Annotated in this window: 18 protein-coding genes and 1 pseudogene; 6 read left to right on the top strand and 13 right to left on the bottom strand. The window is 41.5% G+C overall.

Annotation, left to right across the window (positions count from 1 at the left end):
• Nucleotides 1-47 precede the first annotated feature (47 nt).
• The 4 genes from CUS_RS04130 to CUS_RS04115 form a co-directional block, all read right to left on the bottom strand.
• Nucleotides 48-2,225: an SNF2-related protein gene (locus CUS_RS04130; protein WP_002847708.1), complete on the bottom strand. Its 2,178-nt coding sequence runs from the start codon at nucleotides 2,223-2,225 to the stop codon at nucleotides 48-50.
• Nucleotides 2,226-2,390: 165 nt separating this feature from the next.
• Nucleotides 2,391-2,999 (bottom strand): N-terminal phage integrase SAM-like domain-containing protein, encoded by a 609-nt coding sequence (locus tag CUS_RS04125; RefSeq protein ID WP_002847679.1) that lies wholly within the window; start codon nucleotides 2,997-2,999, stop codon nucleotides 2,391-2,393.
• Between the two features lie 444 nt (nucleotides 3,000-3,443).
• Nucleotides 3,444-3,773 (bottom strand): single-stranded DNA-binding protein, encoded by a 330-nt coding sequence (locus CUS_RS04120; protein ID WP_002847696.1) that lies wholly within the window; start codon nucleotides 3,771-3,773, stop codon nucleotides 3,444-3,446.
• A 12-nt stretch (nucleotides 3,774-3,785) separates the two neighbouring features.
• Nucleotides 3,786-3,995, bottom strand: a complete 210-nt coding sequence (locus CUS_RS04115; RefSeq protein WP_002847687.1) for a hypothetical protein — start codon at nucleotides 3,993-3,995, stop codon at nucleotides 3,786-3,788.
• Between the two features lie 204 nt (nucleotides 3,996-4,199).
• Between CUS_RS04115 and CUS_RS04110 the strand changes: the two genes are divergently transcribed.
• Together CUS_RS04110 and CUS_RS04105 are read left to right on the top strand one after the other, a co-directional pair.
• Entirely contained in the window at nucleotides 4,200-4,847 is a 648-nt protein-coding gene (locus CUS_RS04110) for a hypothetical protein (protein WP_157769498.1), read from the top strand.
• On the top strand, nucleotides 4,840-7,767 hold the full coding sequence (locus CUS_RS04105) for a hypothetical protein (protein ID WP_002847693.1): 2,928 nt from the start codon (nucleotides 4,840-4,842) through the stop codon (nucleotides 7,765-7,767). The genes CUS_RS04110 and CUS_RS04105 overlap by 8 nt, the downstream gene beginning before the upstream one ends.
• Before the next feature lie 108 nt (nucleotides 7,768-7,875).
• Here CUS_RS04105 and CUS_RS20345 read toward each other — a convergent pair whose 3' ends face one another.
• The 3 genes from CUS_RS20345 to CUS_RS04090 form a co-directional block, all read right to left on the bottom strand.
• Nucleotides 7,876-8,460, bottom strand: a complete 585-nt coding sequence (locus CUS_RS20345) for a hypothetical protein (RefSeq protein WP_002847676.1) — start codon at nucleotides 8,458-8,460, stop codon at nucleotides 7,876-7,878.
• Nucleotides 8,461-8,867: 407 nt separating this feature from the next.
• Nucleotides 8,868-9,527: a hypothetical protein gene (locus CUS_RS04095; RefSeq protein ID WP_002847690.1), complete on the bottom strand. Its 660-nt coding sequence runs from the start codon at nucleotides 9,525-9,527 to the stop codon at nucleotides 8,868-8,870.
• A 236-nt stretch (nucleotides 9,528-9,763) separates the two neighbouring features.
• On the bottom strand, nucleotides 9,764-11,386 hold the full coding sequence (locus tag CUS_RS04090) for a recombinase family protein (protein WP_002847710.1): 1,623 nt from the start codon (nucleotides 11,384-11,386) through the stop codon (nucleotides 9,764-9,766).
• Nucleotides 11,387-11,708: 322 nt separating this feature from the next.
• On the opposite strand from CUS_RS04090, the gene CUS_RS04085 reads away from it, so the two are divergent.
• From CUS_RS04085 to CUS_RS04075, 3 genes and pseudogenes are all read left to right on the top strand, one after another.
• A complete protein-coding gene (locus CUS_RS04085; protein WP_037276515.1) occupies nucleotides 11,709-11,978 on the top strand; it encodes a hypothetical protein in 270 nt (89 codons plus the stop codon).
• 275 nt (nucleotides 11,979-12,253) lie between these two features.
• Nucleotides 12,254-12,499, top strand: coding sequence for a transposon-encoded TnpW family protein (locus tag CUS_RS04080; protein WP_242831535.1), 246 nt, complete (start codon nucleotides 12,254-12,256; stop codon nucleotides 12,497-12,499).
• Nucleotides 12,500-12,588: 89 nt separating this feature from the next.
• Nucleotides 12,589-12,981 (top strand): annotated as a pseudogene (locus CUS_RS04075) (recombinase family protein); the annotation flags it as partial.
• Nucleotides 12,982-13,550: 569 nt separating this feature from the next.
• On the opposite strand, the gene CUS_RS04070 reads toward CUS_RS04075, so the two are convergent.
• Entirely contained in the window at nucleotides 13,551-13,733 is a 183-nt protein-coding gene (locus CUS_RS04070; RefSeq protein ID WP_002847677.1) for a hypothetical protein, read from the bottom strand.
• Between the two features lie 172 nt (nucleotides 13,734-13,905).
• Here CUS_RS04070 and CUS_RS04065 point away from each other — a divergent pair, with 172 nt between their 5' ends.
• Nucleotides 13,906-14,136 carry a DUF6809 family protein gene (locus tag CUS_RS04065; RefSeq protein ID WP_002847688.1) on the top strand — a complete coding sequence of 77 codons (231 nt, stop codon included), beginning with the start codon at nucleotides 13,906-13,908 and terminating at the stop codon, nucleotides 14,134-14,136.
• Nucleotides 14,137-14,290: 154 nt separating this feature from the next.
• On the opposite strand, the gene CUS_RS04060 is transcribed toward CUS_RS04065, so the two are convergent.
• The 5 genes from CUS_RS04060 to CUS_RS04035 form a co-directional block, all read right to left on the bottom strand.
• Complete coding sequence (locus tag CUS_RS04060) at nucleotides 14,291-14,974, bottom strand: response regulator (protein ID WP_002847674.1); 684 nt, start codon at nucleotides 14,972-14,974, stop codon at nucleotides 14,291-14,293.
• Entirely contained in the window at nucleotides 14,967-16,061 is a 1,095-nt protein-coding gene (locus CUS_RS04055) for a sensor histidine kinase (RefSeq protein WP_037276512.1), read from the bottom strand. Before CUS_RS04055 ends, CUS_RS04060 begins: the two co-directional genes overlap by 8 nt.
• Before the next feature lie 212 nt (nucleotides 16,062-16,273).
• The gene (locus CUS_RS04050) at nucleotides 16,274-16,918 is read right to left on the bottom strand and encodes a potassium channel family protein (RefSeq protein WP_002847680.1); all 645 of its coding nucleotides are present in this window, start codon (nucleotides 16,916-16,918) and stop codon (nucleotides 16,274-16,276) included.
• A gap of 10 nt (nucleotides 16,919-16,928) precedes the next feature.
• Entirely contained in the window at nucleotides 16,929-18,272 is a 1,344-nt protein-coding gene (locus tag CUS_RS04045) for a TrkH family potassium uptake protein (protein ID WP_037276510.1), read from the bottom strand.
• A 378-nt stretch (nucleotides 18,273-18,650) separates the two neighbouring features.
• A partial coding sequence (locus CUS_RS04035) for a hypothetical protein (protein ID WP_037276507.1) occupies nucleotides 18,651-18,834 on the bottom strand: 184 nt, incomplete at its 5' end.

The following is an 18,834-nucleotide window of genomic DNA, read 5'->3' as shown; positions in this document are numbered from 1 at the left end:
AGGACAGATACTTCCACGAGAGAAGCATCTGTCCTTTTTACATCTTATCAGAACTCCACAACCTGATCTATCTCCGTCATAAGCTCCTCGGTGAGCCTGAGGGCTGCGATGATTTTCTTGTAATGCTCGATGTCCTCAGCGGAGAGCGCAGTCTTCTTGCGGTCTTTGAGCCACTTCTGTAACGGCTGATAACCGCCGATATACTGCTCCCACTGTGCCTGCGGTACGTTATCGAAATACTGTGTTTTGCTGATGTACACCCTGCCGTTCTTGTATTCGGGCTTGACGACCTCGTTTGTACCGTCACCGACAAAGCTGTAAGCTGCGGTATCTTCGATAGAGGTCTGATTCAGAGCTGCATATTCCTCGGCGTACCGCAGAATGTCTTCCTGTTCAGCCTGTTTTCTATCAACACGTCGCTTACTGCTCGCATCAGTATCCTTGTAATCGTTAAGGAACTTGTTCAGACGGATATATATTTTGATACAAGTCTCCTTGAATGCTTCGATAGAACTTTCAAAGCGTTTCAAAAGCAAGATACGGATGAGGTTTACCACCTGCTGCTGACGACCTGTTACCATCTCGTCCATCTTGGACTTGTCCGCGATGAAATAATCATCGCTGTATGGCGAATAAATGGCAAGGGACAAGATCGTTATCGTTTTTCCGTTCTTGTCCTTGCGGTCAAAAGACTCCTTGAAGTCCTTTATCAGCCTGCCGTATGACTTTTCGAGGGAGTAGTTCGCAACTGTCGGCGGTTTTCTCTCGGAGAAAAGGACATTATTACCTTGCTCAGTCAGCAGACTCCGCTTAACGTAGGCACGACTGCGCTGTACAACAAGCTCCGTCACAAGTTTGTCTGCGCGGATAATATCACCGGATATATCAAGAGAATCGCTGATAGCTGTACCCGATACCTGATCGAGCTGCTTCTCCATCTTTTTGAAATGTCCTGCAAGGCTGTGGATACCCAACGGAGCAGCGGAGAAATAATCTTCCTTTCTGTGAGTAAACAACTCAATAAGATGCTGTAAATCGAGGAAACTGTTATTGATCGGTGTGGCTGTCAGCATAAACATCTGCTTTTTACAGCCTGCCTGCATCATATCAAACAGCTTTCTGTATCTGTTGGAGGAACGGTTGCGGAAATGATGTGCTTCGTCTATGATTATAATTTCCGCCTGCTGTGCAATCTGATTCATCAGATTCTGATTTTTATCAAGCAGCAGATCGGTATGGCTTATGATCTTGAACGGGTAGAAGCCCTCTAATATCTCAGGGATAAGGCGTTTTATAGTTACTTCCCATACGGATACCCTTGCAGATGCAGGAACGATCAGTACGACATTTTTACGCTCCTTCTTTACGAAACGCTCTATCAGCATCATTCCGACAAAGGTTTTGCCCAGACCGACACCGTCACAAAGGAAAGCGCCGGAATAATGCTCTGCTATCTGGATAAGGCTGTTATAGCCGTCTTTCTGATACTGCGACAAGCCCTTATACACGACCGATTCATTTTCTTCCCATTCGGATACAGTTTCCTCATGACTCTTGAAATACTCATACATGGAGCGTAGATAAACATCATAAGGACTGAACTCACGGCAGTGCATCTCCATGACCTTTAACACAGCCTCGGTAATATCCGTGCCGTTCTGCCAATGCTCATCAAACCACTTCTGAAGCTGTTCAACTTCATCTTTTACCTGAACATTCAGCTCGATATTCTGCGTCAGTCCCGCCTTTGTAAAGTTGCTTGATCCGACCAGGGCATATCCCGAAGGAACATTCATAGCGGAGATAAACTGATCTCTGTATTCGTCACGGAAATATGTGATATATGCCTTAGCGTGAAATTTATTGCTGTCAAATACACGGCACTCAATTTTGCCTGCTTTCATAGCTTTGATGATAGCAGGAACGCCTATCAGAAACTCATTCTTTTCCTGCTCACGTTCCATACTGGTACGGAAACGCTCGATCATAGTCTGTGCTACTTCTTCTATGATATCTTTTGTGCGTTTTGTAACTTCATTGCCAAGAATAATGCGTATTTTATCGAGTTTCTGCCAATCTTCCCCTAAAGTGAGCAGTCCGCCGATCTCGAAGTATCCTGTTGCAATATCCATCTGCTTGGAAATCGAACACCATTCGGAAAGATAATTCTTTACAGAAGCCTTTTCGCTGCTGTTGTCAACTATATATAAAGTATCGTGTGCCATTGCAATCCCCCTGACTATTGCATAATTCAGAGATAACTGTTCATTCAACCTGCATACCTGATAAATGCGGTGTTATACTATGTAAAGTATCCGGGGTGAAGATAGTTTTCTTGAAATAGATACATTCAGGAGAATGCTCACAAAACATCGTAAACCTGCCAATATTCAATTTTCAAGATGCTGTTCTGACAACAAGTTACCGAAAGCAGTAATCGACATATTTGCTTTCAGATACGAAACGAGCTTTTTCTGCTGTTCATCGCTGATCTTCTCTACCTGTTTCTTTTCGGCTTTCGGGAGTGTGACGTTTTTCAGAGAAAGCCTAAATCCGTACTCTTCCTGAGCATATTTCAGCATCGTTTTGAAAACAGTGAATATATCACGAACATAGCTTGCAGATAACCCGTCTGCGAGCTTTTTGTTTATAAAGGCATTGATCCTGCCTGCGGTCAGGTCGGCACAGGGAATATCTCCGAATTCAGGGAGAATGTGCTTTTCAAACTTGTTCCGGTAGTTGGCAAGAGTGGATTCCTTGACTCGGTTCACCACAGCATTCAGCCATTCCCGATACACCTTGCTGACAGTGATATATCTGCCCGAAAGATAGCGAGAAGCTATCTCACGCCCTATCAGCACCTTGTTTTCGGCTTCTTCGTAGGTCTTGCCATAGACATAGTGATATTGTGCTTTGCCGTTATCGGCGTATTCAGCGATGAACTTCCCGACATATCGCCCGTCTTTACGCTTTGTAATAGTTATACCTGTTTTCTCCATTCAGTAGCCCTCCAACGCCCTCAGAATAGCAATCTGCACATCTGAGTCAGTCCTCTTGTATACAAACCGCCGATTTTCAGCCCGATACTTGAAATTTTACGGAAAATCTTGTATAATTTCATTATGGGATAATATGTCTTTCAATGCAAATACCTGTTAAAATATGTGGATTTCGTAAAAGTATCTATTTTGAGAAATCGGCTATTGTAATTATAGAATGGTACTGCGCCGAATCAATGTGATACGCGCGCCAGTATTGCGCTACTTGTGCGCTGAATATGTGAAAAAGCTCCCTACGATCTTGCAGAGAGCTTCATAATAGATAAGGCTCCCAGAATACACTCTGAGAGCCTCGTTTCATATTTATAGATTAACAAACGGTAAGCATATCCGAAAGCCATTACAGACCATTTCCGTTCGCCTGAGAGCATACTGCCTGCACTATCAGAAAAGCTGTTCCGAATTAATGTCTACCTTAACAGCAAACCTGTTCTTGAAGTGCAGCTCCTCCACGATGAGAACTGCGGCGTTATCGGGAGCATTTCGGAGCGAACCAACAAATGTGATCGTTCCACCTTTTGAGTAGAGAAAACTTACTGATTTAGCGTTGTCATCAAATGCAAGACAGGTAAACGTGTCTGTCTCAACGGTATCAATACCAATTCGTTTCGGCTGGTCAACGGCAATGCCGAATTTGCAGTAACTGTGATTATCTTCGGTTACAACGTTCAAATCTGTGGTGATACGTCCTGTCATCATGATCTTATTCAACATGGTCTACTCCTTTCAGTCTTCATCAGAACACTCGTCAAGCCCGTGCGTGAGTTGGATATAAACGCACTCTGCACGTTCATGCTCCTCGCCGTCAGTTGACATCATAAGTTCCAGGAAATATGCTTTTGCTTCCTCATAGTCCGTCCAGACCTCACGCTTTCCGTTACAGACAGTAGTGACCTTGCGCAATCTCGGCATTGCCAATTCGGGTGTTTTCAACATAATCGTTACCTCCAAAAGTTTTATCGTGACTCCATTATATCCGATAAAACTACCGGAGTCCAGCACATTGAAATGATTGTAATAATTCTTGTGAAATGCGCAGCAAAATGTGGATTTTCCCCAGTGCAATGCGCTGTGATGCAGATTGACTTTTTCGGGTATTTATGCTATGATATGGGAAACAAGCATATAGCAGCAAAGTAGGTGAATGAAGTGATTAAAGTTTATGATATCCAAAGTAACAATTTTAGAGATATTAATTCTAAAATGACAGATGGAGGATTTGTATTATTTAAACGTGTTGCTGTCTCTGTTTTAAAACAATACTATAACATATGCGGATACTTTTATTTGGATAAAATAAGAACAAGCATTCACATCATAGATATTAATGATGAGATAGTTGCGATTCCAGAAGTATTCTTTTCCAATATGATTGATGCTTGTAAAAAAGAAATTGAAAAGTATAATGTGATTGATAATGTCAATTATCGCCCGTCGTTTGTTTTCCTTTGTTTATACATGGGAGAAAAGCATATTGATGAATTCGATTGTTTTGCAAATTTATGCTTCGAAATCATGTACAATCCAATATTAATAAATAGCTTTGCAAAAGCAAATGATAGCATCGTTTATCCTATATCCCAACAGGAATTATATGCTTTCGCTCAAAGCGTTTACAATCTGATACGCTTTGACTATATTACACCAGACTATGATACGAGTTTCAAGTATACTATCGATAGCTTGATAAATGGTTATCACATTAATTTTTCTAAAAATGACATAGAAAAATATGCATATAATATAAGTCGACTTGCTTATGAAAAGGTGGCGGGTAATTATGTATAATGCTGGCAACTATATTGACCGTTACTATGAGTGGATAGTGAGTTCCATATCCTCAGAATCTGAGATTTTGTTATTAAAATTAGAAGCTATTTATGCATTTACTTCCAGAAAAATATCAATTGAAAACTTAGTTGATCTTTGTGAATCAGATAAGCTTACTGTTGAAGCAGTACTTCACAAACTTTATCCTGTTATTGTTTCAGATGACTTCGGATATTATGTTTTTCACAATGATGTCAGGCTCTATTTTAAAGAAGTTATACGTGCAAATAGCAACTTTGCAAATGTCATAGACTCTGTAACTTCATCAATTATAAAAAACGAAACTTTAGACGAGTTTAAATACGATATTTTGTTCAACCTAAATCTTGAAACACATAATCTCGATAAGATTTTTGAATTCTATAATCCCGATTATATTATTGGATCCATAAATTATCAGATTCCAATAGATAGATTGGTAGACCAATTCAGTAATGTAGTTGATTTATTTAAGGGCGATTATGATTTTGAAATGACACATAGGCTTAGTTTAGTTTCAACTACAATCTCAAAATTAATAGAGTGTGTAAATTATTATGAGCAGGAAAAAAGATTTATAGAGGCAAAAATGTCGAGTAAGCTTACTCATTCCGAAAAATATGTACTAAAATCTTCTGACGCAATAACACAGATTATCGATGATATTTATAAACTCCTAAAAATGAATGAATGTGAAAGGGCGTACAAACTATACGACGAATATTTCTCCAGCTTGGAGATTGAAAAAACGCTGACAGACGACGATGCCAATCAAAATGAGTTTGAAAAAATAGGATATATTTGTAGGTTTTATAATCCGGATGTACTTCGACAGCTTGCTCTTGACGATTGTTATGTCGCATTTGTAACAGGTTGGTTAGATGCAAGTGCAAATTTTTGCTCTATTTCCGACATACAACAAACTTTCACTTTTCACACTTATGGTATTGCAGATCTACACAATTATGTTTCTGTAATAACCAAGAATCCTAATATCAGTAATGAGACAATTGCTTTTTTATCCACGAAACTTTGCAGTTCTAAACATATATCTATACATACTCTGACAGAATTATGTTTCTCTATGTTATTGAAAAAGATTCCGTCCGAGGAAATACAATCTATCTTACATGAAGCCGTTATCAAAATGGATTTTTTTGGTTCATTAGGTGGCGATATTTCAGAATATAAGATTCACGGTATTCAGGGCTTCTTTAAAGCATATTTTTGTTTGTATAAGTATGATAATACAATCGACTGGGATACGCTATATAAAGAGACTCTGAAAAACAAACGCATTACTGCTGCTAATCGTGGTTATGAGCCTGCAATACAGCTAAAAGAATTAGCGGAAAATATAAACTCGCTTTTTTATGATAGCGAAGGAACCTATAGTGATATAATAAGAATAGCCTGTGATTTGACGTACTTTACAAGAAATAGAGCTGGCTCATGCAATGATTGCGGCACATTTGAAGTTCTCCCATATTTCAAGAGAGTATTCTTACAATACTTTGTCAATGCACCTGAATATGCAGAAAATACAAAACTATGTACTGATTTGCTGAATATATTTACTGGAAAAGATCCGCATTACATCGATGAACTTGCACAACTCTACTATTTGTTTGATAAAAAGGAATTATTCTTACAAATAGCAGAGTTTTGGTGCGGTTCAAACGGAATAGTATGGCAGAACGAATATGATGACTTGGAGTATATCTGCACGCACATAGCTTCCTTACTAAACAAGTTCAACGAAACTGAATTTGCAAATAAAATTCAAAAAATAATGAACCTACGAATTCTGGGCTATGTTGGCAGAAAGGATTACACATTAAATGGCCTCTTAGAATGCTATAAGTTTCTTCCAAATAATACTGAGAAGATCCTGTCTTATGGAATGAATCTCTTGACCCTATGTGATTATGCCAACGAAATAGGAGATAATCGGGTCAATGCAGATGATGCATTATTTGACGTAGCATGCGAACTCGGCTTTAAATATCTTGATGCCTTATTTGAGTTAAAAAACACACCAGATAATTTGACGTATTGGCGACAAGAAGTTCTTTCAGTGTTATATGATAAAATTGATAAACTGTTTACAAATGATGATCAAAGAATACTGTTATATAAGCTGACAAATGCTTGGTTGAAAGCAGAAATAGAAAACAATGAACATCGTCCTTACAACAACGAACTTGAAACGCTATACGACTATAACCATAGACTCATCGATTCAATATCTGATGCTGATATTAAAACCAAACTAATAGCTAATGGTAATTGCACACCTAATATGAAAGATGCGGATTATTTGCACTCACATGAAAAGAAAGATGAACAATATTCATATATACTTGATCGGCTTGATACAGAAGGTTATACAGTTGAAAACGAGAAAGAGATTGCTGGAATTTTGATGTATCATAATGGCAGTTTATATAGCTTAATCATTGAAATCGTAGAACATCTTCCTGATCAAAGCAAGAAAGAGTTTATTTCTAAATATGTTATCCCGTACCTTGTTTCTGATAGCGATTATGGCTTCCGTTCACATGGACAAATGTATATTATTAAACAAGTGTATTCTTACTTTGATATCAATGATTGGAATGTGTTATTTGATAATATTTTCCAAAGAGTAAGTAAAACCAGAAATGATCTTGATTATTTTTATTATTTGAATGATGACATTGAGTTTTTGGTTCTATACTTCTATCTTCAGAACAATTCAGATAAGATAGTGCAACTATTTATGGACAGAAGTGAAATGCATTTATCCTTTATTTCATCGTCCAATGCAATATTAATTGAGCATCAGCATATTAATGTTGATGAGAAGATAAACACATTTGATGATTTTATTAAAAAGCAATTAGGTGATATATGCTAATCAATGTATTATGTATATGTAACTTATCAGCGTTGATAGTCATTTAAAACACAACACATACAGCAACAGGAGAAGGAGTATAAATCCTTTCTTGTTGCTGTTTTTTGCTTATACAGATTCATTATTACAGATACTTGCATACACATCTTCCGGTATCATCGGAGAGCATATCTCCGCAAGCAGATCACCGTCAATTTCTCCGATCTCAGCGTACTGCATTCCAGCCTGTTTCACAAGTGCCAGTCTCGGCGCAGTTACCTCTGCTGCTTCGGGTGCGTTGAACATAGGACTTTCGGGCACGGTAATGATAGTGTGGTTATTTGGGAACATCAGCTTGCACTCGGCAATCTCGGTGCGGTCGGGAGTGAGGTCTACCCTCGCCCGAACACAGTCACGGATATACTCGGTTTTGTTCTTGTAACCGTACTGCTCACACCTTGCAAGAATATCCTGCATTTCCGATTCCGTAAAGCGAACATTCAGCGTGTAAGACTTCTTCTCCCTCTTGCGTTTGAGATACTTGCGTTCATCATCGGTAAGCTCGCCCTCAGACTTGTGTGCAAGGGTATCATCAAGCTCGGACTGCACCTCTTTGTCCAGAGCATAGTTGATTGCTCCCTCGTAGGTCATACCCTCGAACTCCATAACCTTGCGCTTGAGCGGTCTGCCCCTCTTGCGTTTTGCATTTTCCATAGTGGTGTCTCCTTTGTTTTATTTCGGCGTTAGCCGATTATTTTTTGACCGCTGTGCGGTCATTTCGGGGCTTGGGGTGTCCCCAACAAGCATTTGGTATTTTCGTTCGCTGTGCGGCGCAAAATACAATGCTTGTTATTTTTGTTGCGCTGTCGCGCGGTTTTTTGCCTGCTGTATCTCTGTGTCTCGCAGGCTTTCGATGCTCCGTCAGCGAATTTGGAGCTATGCGACTTCAATCTCTCCGCCGCTTCGGTCGGCGGTCATACTCGCTCACGCTCCTGCGTGATGCCCTCATTCATCATCACTCTTGAAATTGTAATCTGGTACGGCGCAGTTTCAGCGCAATGAGGGCGGCAATCTGGTGAAAATTCTTCTCAATAGTTATTACCAAAATAATAACAGCTTCGTTAAGCATAGTCTGCGAAAAAACTCACTGAATTTTGGATAGTCTGTTTGTGCATAACGGAGAATATCTCGGCGGTACTTAACGAATGGCAGAATAATTTGGTATTGATATGTAGAAGGTCATAGTTTCTCTGTATCATTAGTGGTAAAAGTGAAGCCGAACACACTGGAGCTTTTTGAAATCCCCATAACAAGTGCTTTACCGCAACGCTTCTAAGCACACTGCCGTAATAGAGAGTAATCGTAATCTTGCTATCTTTGTACTCAATAATCCATTTATCAGCTACCTCATTATTGTAAACAATATCTCCAAAGTTTTTATCGCCTTTTCGATGTTTATAGTAGAAATATGTTGGGGGGCTGAAAAAATCATCTATCGCCGGACCTGTCATTTCCATAGAGCAGATTTTCGGAGATATTGAGTGAATAATGTAATCAGGATATAAATCAACAGACTCAGATCCAATAATTTGTTTATGAATGAATGCGTGCTTATATTCATAGATGCTTCCTGAGTAGTCTATTTCATAGTCAGAATCCTGCAGGTAATTATAGAGTAATTTGTGATCTTCTTCATTACAAGGTATCAAAATTATTCTATCTTCTTTTTCAATAAGCACACATGGAATATTATGAAAAGTAAAATACGAATATTGTTCCATAAAAGCTCCTATCATAAATTGATGTATGGCTCTAAGAGCACATTTTAATTATACTATATTTTATCAGTATTATCAACTAAAAATGCGAAAATAATAACTTGATTGCAAACATGATTAAAAATACACATACTTATAACGGTCAAATATTATCACGCCAACGGAGTGGCGATTCTATTCCAGCAAGCACGGTAACTATCCCAAATGGATAAAATAAATTTTTAATGTATGCCCTGACATTATGTCAGGGCAAGTCTGTTTTTGTTGGTAAGCGGTTTGTCTATCAGCTTGTAATAGACGTGTATCACACGAGGTCGGTCTTTGTGACCTTTGTTGTTCTCATCGACTGTTGCATATTCAATCAGGTCAAGGCACATCTCACGGGTAAGCTCTGTCGCTCCTGCATAGCGTTTCAGGCGGCTGATGAACTCCGCAACATCTTCCTCGTCCTGCATTTCTGCTTCGGAACGGGCGTTCATTTCATCATACTCTTCTTTCAGAGCTTTCTTTTCAGCCTGATACTTGTCGAGCATATCAAACGCCATATCCGGCTCGATCCTGCCTGCAACCTTATCTTCATACACGCTTTGAATGAGCTTGTCAAGCTCCGCAAGACGGCTGCCGACAGTTTTCATACGCTTGGTATCGGAAATGCTCTGAACATCAATAAACGCTCTCTTGCGTCTGAGGAACTCTGCTGTTGCAGCCTTTTCGTCTTTGGCAAGCTCACACATCTCCTGTATATCCGCAAGAATGATTCCCTCTATAAGCTCCCGATTGATGTAATGCGTTGAGCAATAGTTTTTGCCGAAGCGGTTGTGGTATCCGCAGATATATCCGCCGCCACCTGTGCTTGCTTTTCGCATTTTCCAGCCGCAGCCGTCACAGAAAAGCAATCCCGACAGAGGACTAAGTTCTCCCTTCTTGTCACGCTTTCCTCTGCTGACGGACTTTTCGATTTCACGAACCTTATCCCAAAGCTCCTTTGAAATAATGGGCTCATGGTTGTTCTCAATGACCGCCCACTCTGATTCATCACGGTTAATACGCTGATGATTTTTGTAGCTCACCGTTGTTGTGCGGAGCTGAGCGAGCGTCCCGATATATATCGGGTTTTTCAGGATATTTTCGAGATTTCTGCCACTCCACAGATGCGAGTGGTTGTAGGGATTAGGCTTGCCGATACGCTTGTAATAGTAGTCGAACGGAGTCAGCACACCTTCCTCATTCAAGACCGTTGCAATCTGCAAAGGCTTCATACCGCTGGCATACATCTCAAAGATTCGGCGAACGATTCCTGCGGCGTAAGGATCAATGACCGGAGTACGCATTTCATCATCGCTCTTAACATAACCGTATGGGCAATAGGGAGTCATCATCTTGCCTGCCTTTGCATTAGCGGCGATAACAGCCCTGACCTTCTTGGAAGTGTTGGCTGCGTGCCATTCGTTGAACACATTTCGGATAGGCATCATATCCATATCGGCACTGTCAGAGTTGAGCGTATCAATGCCGTCGTTCAGTGCGATGAAACGGATATTGTACATCGGAAAAATGTAGTCCGTATACTGACCTACCTGGATGTAATTGCGTCCGAAACGGGACAGGTCTTTGCAGATGATAAGGTTGATCTTGCCGTTCTTGGCATCGTCAAGCATTCTCTGCACACCCGGTCTGTTGAAGGACGTTCCGCTGATACCGTCATCGACGTACTCATCATAGATCGTCCAGCCCTGTTCACGGACATAGTTTGTGAGAATTCTTCTCTGGTTTTCTATGGAAAGGGATTCGCCTGCACGTTCATCATCTTTTGAAAGTCGCAGGTATATCCCCACGATATAATCAGTCTGCTTTGCTAACATTACTACTCCTTTCTTCCAAAGCAGCCTAATTCAACATTGCTATAAGTATAGCGCGCAATGCCGAAAAAAGCAAGTACCTTTCGGAAATTTTTTCAGGTAGTCTGAGGTCTGCGGTGCAGAGCCATTACTTCGGAAAAAGCCCGTTCAAAAGAGGAATGATGAAAAACAATTTATAGAGAATTCCAGGCAAAGAATCCTTCAACTTGGAACACAATTTGGTCAGAAAGCTAAAATTGTAAATGCTTATAGTATTCTTTCTTCTTCAATAGAAGAATTGCTTCCTGACATATTATATAGGCATAAAAAATACAGATCAGTTAAGATGCTGACAGAAAAACAAATAAATGATATTGCTAAGAAATTGACGGAAATGCGTGGAACAATCGTTCATGGAGGAGAGCATTCGGCTCTTTCGCTTGAAGATTGTCAGTTAATAAATCTTTTTGAAGTGATAATATATGCACAAATGCTTGATAGAGCTGGAATTTCTCCTGCAGATATAAAACTGATTATAAGTTCATCCCTGTTTCATCATCATGATTTATTTAACAAAGCAATGGAAACTCTTGATTCTAATAATCAGGAATCTTAGTATTTAACTACCACCTATGGAATTTATTATACCCATAGGTGGTAGTTTTTGTTATTATCAGAATAACTAAATCGATTCAGGAGTTTGGTGCTTTTCATATTACCAGTATAAATTGCACTGGGGAAAACTGAAAATCATTCCAAAGTTCGTGCGCAATGCGGCTGGACAATGGGCTTCATTGCGCGCTATAATATTCATAGTCGCAAAATACTCGGTCGGTCGAAAGGAAGAAATACTGACCTTGCGGCTGCGTAGAGGGTAAGAGAAAGAAAGCGATGCCCTCACCAATGCGTAGAGAGATAAGAAAGCACGCCTTGAATTTCAAGGCTGGAAAGATCGCTATGAACAAAGAAAACAATGTGTCCGAGTACAAGATCGGACGAACAACTTACATCGTGACGTTAGTATTCAACCCTGCTTCAAAGGAACACCTCACGGATATCCTGCAAAGGCTGATTAATCGTGAGTGTGAAGAAATGCTCGGTGAATCCGGACAAGAACCTGAGAAGCAGGCTGTGTAAAATCGTCATTTCAGCGCATTGCCATTGACAGTATATTGCGCTATAATGATAACATAGCTTGCTGTATCTGTCGGAAAGAGAGGTAAATTATGACAGACAAGATCACAGCATTATATTGTCGTCTTTCACAGGACGATATGTTACAGGGTGAGAGCAACAGCATCACCAACCAGAAGGCTATCCTCAAGAAGTACGCTGAGGATAACGGTTTCAGCAATCCCATGTTTTATGTAGATGATGGAGTTTCGGGAACGACATTTGAGCGTGATGGCTTCAAAGCTATGATGGCAGATGTTGAAGCCGGAAAGGTTGGAATTGTTATCACTAAGGATTTGAGCCGCCTTGGTCGTGACTATCTGAAAACGGGCGAACTGATCGAAATGGTATTCCCCGATTATGACGTTCGCTACATTGCGATAAATGACGGCGTGGATACATTCAAATCCGAAAACGAGCTGATGGCATTCAAGAACATATTAAATGTCACAGATGGATAACCCATAAGTGACCTTTACCGCCAAAACAAAATAACAACTAAAAAGAGTATCAATCTCCTATAATACGGGAGACTGATACTCTTTTATTCTTGTATGCAATAGTAAGTTTCAATATCTTCGATAAAAACAACAAGATAGCTTTAAAAAAACATGAAAGCAGAAATCAAGCCAAAACTGATCCTATCTTTTCGCAAAATTATTGATTTGACGATACGGGCAAAAATGCCGTAACCGGATATAACTATATATTATAAATTATACCAAAAATCCCTCCGTATGTCAAGGAAAGATCAAGCGATTTTGTCAGTTTGGTAGAATAATCATAAAGACTATATCGGAGGTATTATTATGAGCAAAGGAACAGTATACAAACGCAGGGACGGACGTTGGGAGTGTCGTATTTCTATGGGGAAAGACGATAACTATCCCCGTTCCAAATAGTAACACGAAAACCCACACAGTACCTACCGACAAGAACAATCATTATAATAACGAATAAGGGTGATACCTAATAGCTCAAAGGTATCGTCCTATTTTTCTTTTCAGATGCCTATTCAGTTTTCATCTGCGAGGTTCACTATCTTCTTGCCCTGTTTCTCTGCATAGCGTATCGTGGCATAAGCTCCTCCGCTTTTATGCTGTATACAGCATACCACAAGGTCTGCTCGGTCTATCATACTGCGGTTGCGTACTTGGATAGCGGACTTTGGGTGTGCTTCGGACGATTCTGCACACACCTCGACTCAAGGTACTCCTTTTCGTTGTCACGGTACTCTGCTTTCATGTATGGCAGGACGAGCGTGAAATGGGTATTGCCACAAGCGGTCCGTAGGCAACACCTTAACAACGATTATTTTGGTTATGTTCGGACAGTTGGTTTTACGATAAAAACCGAAAGGACAGATACAAATGATCGATGCGATGTTGGGTTACAGACAGGGTGAAATCCACTCCGCTGAGTTCTCTGACGACTTTAACAAGCTCTGTATCCCCTTTGAAAATTCACTGAACGAGGAGCAGATCGATGTATTCCACAAGATACTGGACTGCGTGAGCGATACCGCCGCCGCTGAGATGGGAGCTGCTTATAAGGTCGGCTTCAAGGACGGTGCAACTATGATGCAGGAGATTCAGGACTAATATAATCACAGCATAAGGAAAAGGGCAATGTCCTCCGTGAGTGGAAGGCATTGCCCTTATTTCCTTTAGAAAAAATAAGTTCAATTGTTTTTGCAGCCATTGAAGGCAATACAGATCATCAAATAAAGTGTCTGCTTTGTACTGCTCCCTAAAGCTATAATTTCATCATACGATACCCAATGCCGATATGTGTCTGTATCAGCGCCTGACTGCTGTCACTCAGCTTTTTTCGCAGGGTAGCCATGAATACACGCAGGGAGGCTTCGCTGTTATCCGCAGGAGTTCCCCATACACTTTGGATAATGTACTTATGTGTCAGCACCTTGCCGACATTCTTTGCAAGCAGGCAAAGCAGCTTGTATTCTATCGGTGTCAGGTGAAGTTCTTCATCATCAAGGTGAACACAGCCCGAAGCATAGTCTATCCGCAATCTGCCGTTGACAAACTCCGTGACCGAGATATTTTCGGACTTCATAAGCCGCCTTTGTATCACCCTGAGCCTTGCGAGAAGCTCATCGACAGAGAAAGGTTTTGTCAGGTAATCATCTGCACCTTTGTCAAGTGCTGTTATCTTATCCCTGTCCTCACTCCTTGCACTGACTATGATGATAGGAACATCGCTCCAAGTGCGTATATGCTCTATGACCTCAACGCCATCAATGTCGGGCAGTCCAAGGTCAAGTATGATGATGTCAGGTTTATGCGAAGCGCTGAGCATGACCGCTTCTCTGCCCCTGACGGCGGTGATAAAGCGATAATCATTCATTTTAAGAGTGGTTGTTATAAGATTTCTGATAGGCTTGTCATCCTCCACCACCAGAACAAGATATTCATTCATTCAGATCGACCTCTCCTATCGGCAGAGTAAAACTGACGATCGTACCGTTTGGTATGTTGTCGCTGACAGATATAGTACCGCCGTGTGAAGTAATAATTGACCTGCACAGTGCAAGTCCCAGCCCCAGACTTCTTCTGCTGTCTGAGGAACGGCTTCCGCCCGTATAGAACATATCAAATACCTTTTCCTTTTCTTCATCGGAGATACCTGTGCCGTGATCGGACACGGATATCACTGCATACGCATTTTCACGGCGCACAGTAACGGTAACATCAGAATTTTCATCACTGTACTTGACTGCATTATCCATAAGATTGACTATGACCTGAACGATAAGGTTCGCATCTGCCATGACAGGGATTATCTCGTCAAGCATATCTACTATGATATTTCGCTTTGAGTGAGTGCGTTCGGTGTGTCTGACAGCCTCCTGCACGATGTCATCAAGTATCTCTACCGAGATATTGAGCTGCATTCTGCCGTCCTCAATTCGTGTGGCATATAAGAGATTTTCCACCATTCCGATAAGCCACATAGATTCGGAATAAATATCCGTGTATATCTGCTGACGTGCTGATTCATCAAGCGTATCGCCGCCCGAAATGAGCGTGCTTGCATTTCCCGATATGGAAGTAAGCGGTGTTCTGAGGTCATGGGATATTGAGCGGAGCATATTTGCCCTTAACTGTTCATTCTGTGCAAGCAGTGCCGCTTCTTCCTTTTCACGGGCATTCTGCTCGGCTATAAGGATATTGCGTTTCAGCTTGTTTGCAAGCGTTCCTGCAATAAATGCTGTAATAAACATCGTAACAAATGTGACAGGATAGCCTGCATCGTGAGCTGAAAGAGAAAACTCAGGATAGGTGAAGAAGTAGTTAAAAAGCACAACGCCCACTACCGATGAGATCAGACAAAACTGTATCTTAGACGTGAAAATGGATATCACAAGTACAGCGATGATATACAGCATAATGATATCCGCGTCGGCAAGATGAAAGGCTTTGAAAGCATACCCGGCAAGGGTTGCAGCGGTCAGCACCACAAGACACACGGAAAGGTCTTTAAAAAAGAGCTTTGCATTATTCAAACAAACACCCCTGAATAATCTTATCACAAAATATTACGATAGTCAATATCAGAACCTGTCTTCACAAGAAATGTGCGTGGATTTTCAGCGAGATTTAGTCGATTTCAAGGCGAAAAACCGCAGTTGTGCTGTCGCACTGCAAGGTTTTTCAACGCAGAAAGCGACTGAATATCGTTGAAAAGACACGTACAGAGTCTTGTGAAGACAGGTTCTCAAACCTTGAAGCATTTGCGTATATCCTGCACCTCTCCTATGATAAACGCCACGTCATCATTCTGAATGACCGTATCGTAAGCAGGTATAAATACTTCGTTCCCACGCTTTATCGTCAGCATATTTATCTTGAATTTCTTGCGTATGTCGATCTGAGCGAGAGTTTTGCCGAACCATTCTTTCGGCGCTTTCATCTCATATATAGAATAGTTGTTGTCAAGCTGTATAAAATCCAGTATGCTTTCGGAGGCGTACTTTGTGGCAAGGCGTATGGCTGTCTGTTTCTCGGGATAGACCACCTCATCCGCTCCGCTCATTTTGAGGAACTTCATCTGAACATCGTTTGTCGCCCTCGAAACAACAAATGGCGCACCCAGCTCTTTCAGAAGATTAGTTGTTTCAAGTGATGACTGGAAAAGCCCGCCAAGAGCTACGATACACACGTCATAACTGTTCACACCCAGCGAACGAAGAAATTCCTCATTTGTGCTGTCGCCTATCCTTGCACTACCCACAAAGGGGAGTATATCGTCAACACGTTCTTCTTTTATATCTACCGCCATTACCTCGCATTTGAATTCAGACATTCGTTTTGCGATGTTGCTCCCGAACTCGCCAAGTCCCAATATCAGTACTGTTGTCATGATCATTCTCCTATCCGACTGTTATTTTTTCAAGAGGCAGCTTGATCTTTGAGCTTTCAGATGACGGCACAGCTGCATATATAAGCGTCAGACCGCCCACTCTGCCAAAGAACATAAGTGCCATAAGTATCGCACGGGATATTCCCGAAAGCGTGCTTGTTATCCCGAGAGTCAGCCCCACTGTGCCTATTGCCGAGCCTGTTTCAAACAGACAGGTCAGAAGCGGAAGTCCCTCTGTCCTGCTGATAATGATACCGCTTGTGAAGAACAAAACAAGATACATAAACAGGACAGCGCCCGCACTGCGGACTGTTTCTTCGGATATTCTTCTTTTGAAACAGTGCACATCGTTCCTGCGGCTGAAAACCGTAATGGCAGAAAGGAACAGTACCGCAAGAGTGGCAGTTTTCATGCCGCCTGCTGTAGAGCCCGGCGATCCGCCGACAAGCATAAGTATTATCATTACCGCCGTGCCAGATTCCTCCATAGCGGCAAGATCGGTTGTGTTAAAGCCGGCTGTACGGGTAGTAACGGACTGAAATAGGGAATGGATCACCCGATCATGTATCCGTTCACTGCCATACTCATAAAAGAAGAAATACAGTGCAGGAAGTACGATCAGGACAACAGATGTCATTAGTACGATCTTGCTTTGCAGAGAATACCGTTTGAACCTGTGCTTGTGTGTGCCGATATCGCCCCAGACTAGAAATCCGATACCGCCTGTGATGATCAGCAGCATAATGATAATATTAAGATAGATATTGCTATGGTAAGATGTCAGAGAGGAGAAAGGTTCCCTGACTCCGAACAGATCAAATCCTGCGTTACAAAAAGCGGATATGCTGTGAAATAAAGAATACCATAGTCCCTTTGCAATACCAAAATCATTGCAGAAAACAGGTGCGAGCAAAGCTGCACCGATCAGCTCTATGATGAGCGAGGTTTTGAGTATAAAGCCTGTCAGCTTCACGATACCGCCTACCTGCGGTGCTGAGATGGATTCCTGCATCGTACTGCGCTGCCACAGACCTATCTTCCTGCCTGATGCTCTGATAATAGCTAAACCTATGGTGATAACGCCCATGCCGCCGATCTGTATCAGCATCAGAATGACCGCCTGCCCGAACAATGACCAGTAGGTGGCAGTATCTTTTACAACAAGTCCTGTCACACAGGTAGCTGAAACGGCTGTGAACATTGCATCAGGGAATGAAGTCACACACCGCTGCCTTGATGAGATCGGCAGCATCAGAAGCAGCGTACCTACCAGAATCAGGCAAAAGAAACTGATAATGATGACCTGAAATGAAGTCATATGATTTCTGTTTTTTAATCTATTATTATGTAACATCGTACACCTCTCGTCCAAATGATAGCTTTATTATATCACATGAGCGGTTAAGGTGCTGTTAAGATTACGGTTACGGTGTTAAGATTTCGTTAAGGCACAATATTGATGTGTGCTGCTTGACTGTAGTCTATTGGCGCAACCATAAACCGTTCCGTACAAGTCCATATCATCATTATGGCGCGCGCCACAATGACAGCATACCCTTTTGGAACTGAATAACAGACAAAGACCTGAGATTTGCTCACACAAGCACTTCTCAGGTCTTTTCTTTTCAGGCGGTTAGTTTTCCGCTCCGCAGTCTCGGACGGCTCTGAGGGGTATTTCCGTTCGTCAGAAGGCATAACAAGAGCGAGCTGCCGAAACAACTCGCCCTGCTGATTATTCGTCCTCATCGCTGCACTCGTCAAGCCCGTGAAGCAGTTGGATATAAACACACTCTGCACGTTCATGTTTCTCGCCGTCGGTAGTCATCATCTGTCTGAGAAAGAAATCCTGTGCTTCCTCACGATCGTCCCATATCTCTTTCTTGTCGTTGCATACGGTAGTGACCTTGCGTGTTCTC

This window comes from Hominimerdicola alba 8, from assembly GCF_000178155.2.
In the GTDB taxonomy this organism is placed as follows: Bacteria; Bacillota; Clostridia; order Oscillospirales; family Ruminococcaceae; genus Hominimerdicola; species Hominimerdicola alba_C.
This window is presented reverse-complemented; position numbering and strand designations above follow the sequence as displayed.

What these genes read in the sequence shown, in the direction of transcription:
- CUS_RS04130 (WP_002847708.1), bottom strand. Translation starts at nt 2,225, where the DNA reads ATGGCACACGATACTTTATATATAGTTGACAACAGCAGCGAAAAGGCT.
- CUS_RS04125 (WP_002847679.1), bottom strand. Translation starts at nt 2,999, where the DNA reads ATGGAGAAAACAGGTATAACTATTACAAAGCGTAAAGACGGGCGATAT.
- CUS_RS04120 (WP_002847696.1), bottom strand. Translation starts at nt 3,773, where the DNA reads ATGTTGAATAAGATCATGATGACAGGACGTATCACCACAGATTTGAAC.
- CUS_RS04115 (WP_002847687.1), bottom strand. Translation starts at nt 3,995, where the DNA reads ATGTTGAAAACACCCGAATTGGCAATGCCGAGATTGCGCAAGGTCACT.
- CUS_RS04105 (WP_002847693.1), top strand. Translation starts at nt 4,840, where the DNA reads ATGTATAATGCTGGCAACTATATTGACCGTTACTATGAGTGGATAGTG.
- CUS_RS20345 (WP_002847676.1), bottom strand. Translation starts at nt 8,460, where the DNA reads ATGGAAAATGCAAAACGCAAGAGGGGCAGACCGCTCAAGCGCAAGGTT.
- CUS_RS04095 (WP_002847690.1), bottom strand. Translation starts at nt 9,527, where the DNA reads ATGGAACAATATTCGTATTTTACTTTTCATAATATTCCATGTGTGCTT.
- CUS_RS04090 (WP_002847710.1), bottom strand. Translation starts at nt 11,386, where the DNA reads ATGTTAGCAAAGCAGACTGATTATATCGTGGGGATATACCTGCGACTT.
- CUS_RS04085 (WP_037276515.1), top strand. Translation starts at nt 11,709, where the DNA reads ATGCTGACAGAAAAACAAATAAATGATATTGCTAAGAAATTGACGGAA.
- CUS_RS04080 (WP_242831535.1), top strand. Translation starts at nt 12,254, where the DNA reads ATGCCCTCACCAATGCGTAGAGAGATAAGAAAGCACGCCTTGAATTTC.
- CUS_RS04065 (WP_002847688.1), top strand. Translation starts at nt 13,906, where the DNA reads ATGATCGATGCGATGTTGGGTTACAGACAGGGTGAAATCCACTCCGCT.
- CUS_RS04060 (WP_002847674.1), bottom strand. Translation starts at nt 14,974, where the DNA reads ATGAATGAATATCTTGTTCTGGTGGTGGAGGATGACAAGCCTATCAGA.
- CUS_RS04050 (WP_002847680.1), bottom strand. Translation starts at nt 16,918, where the DNA reads ATGACAACAGTACTGATATTGGGACTTGGCGAGTTCGGGAGCAACATC.
- CUS_RS04045 (WP_037276510.1), bottom strand. Translation starts at nt 18,272, where the DNA reads ATGTTACATAATAATAGATTAAAAAACAGAAATCATATGACTTCATTT.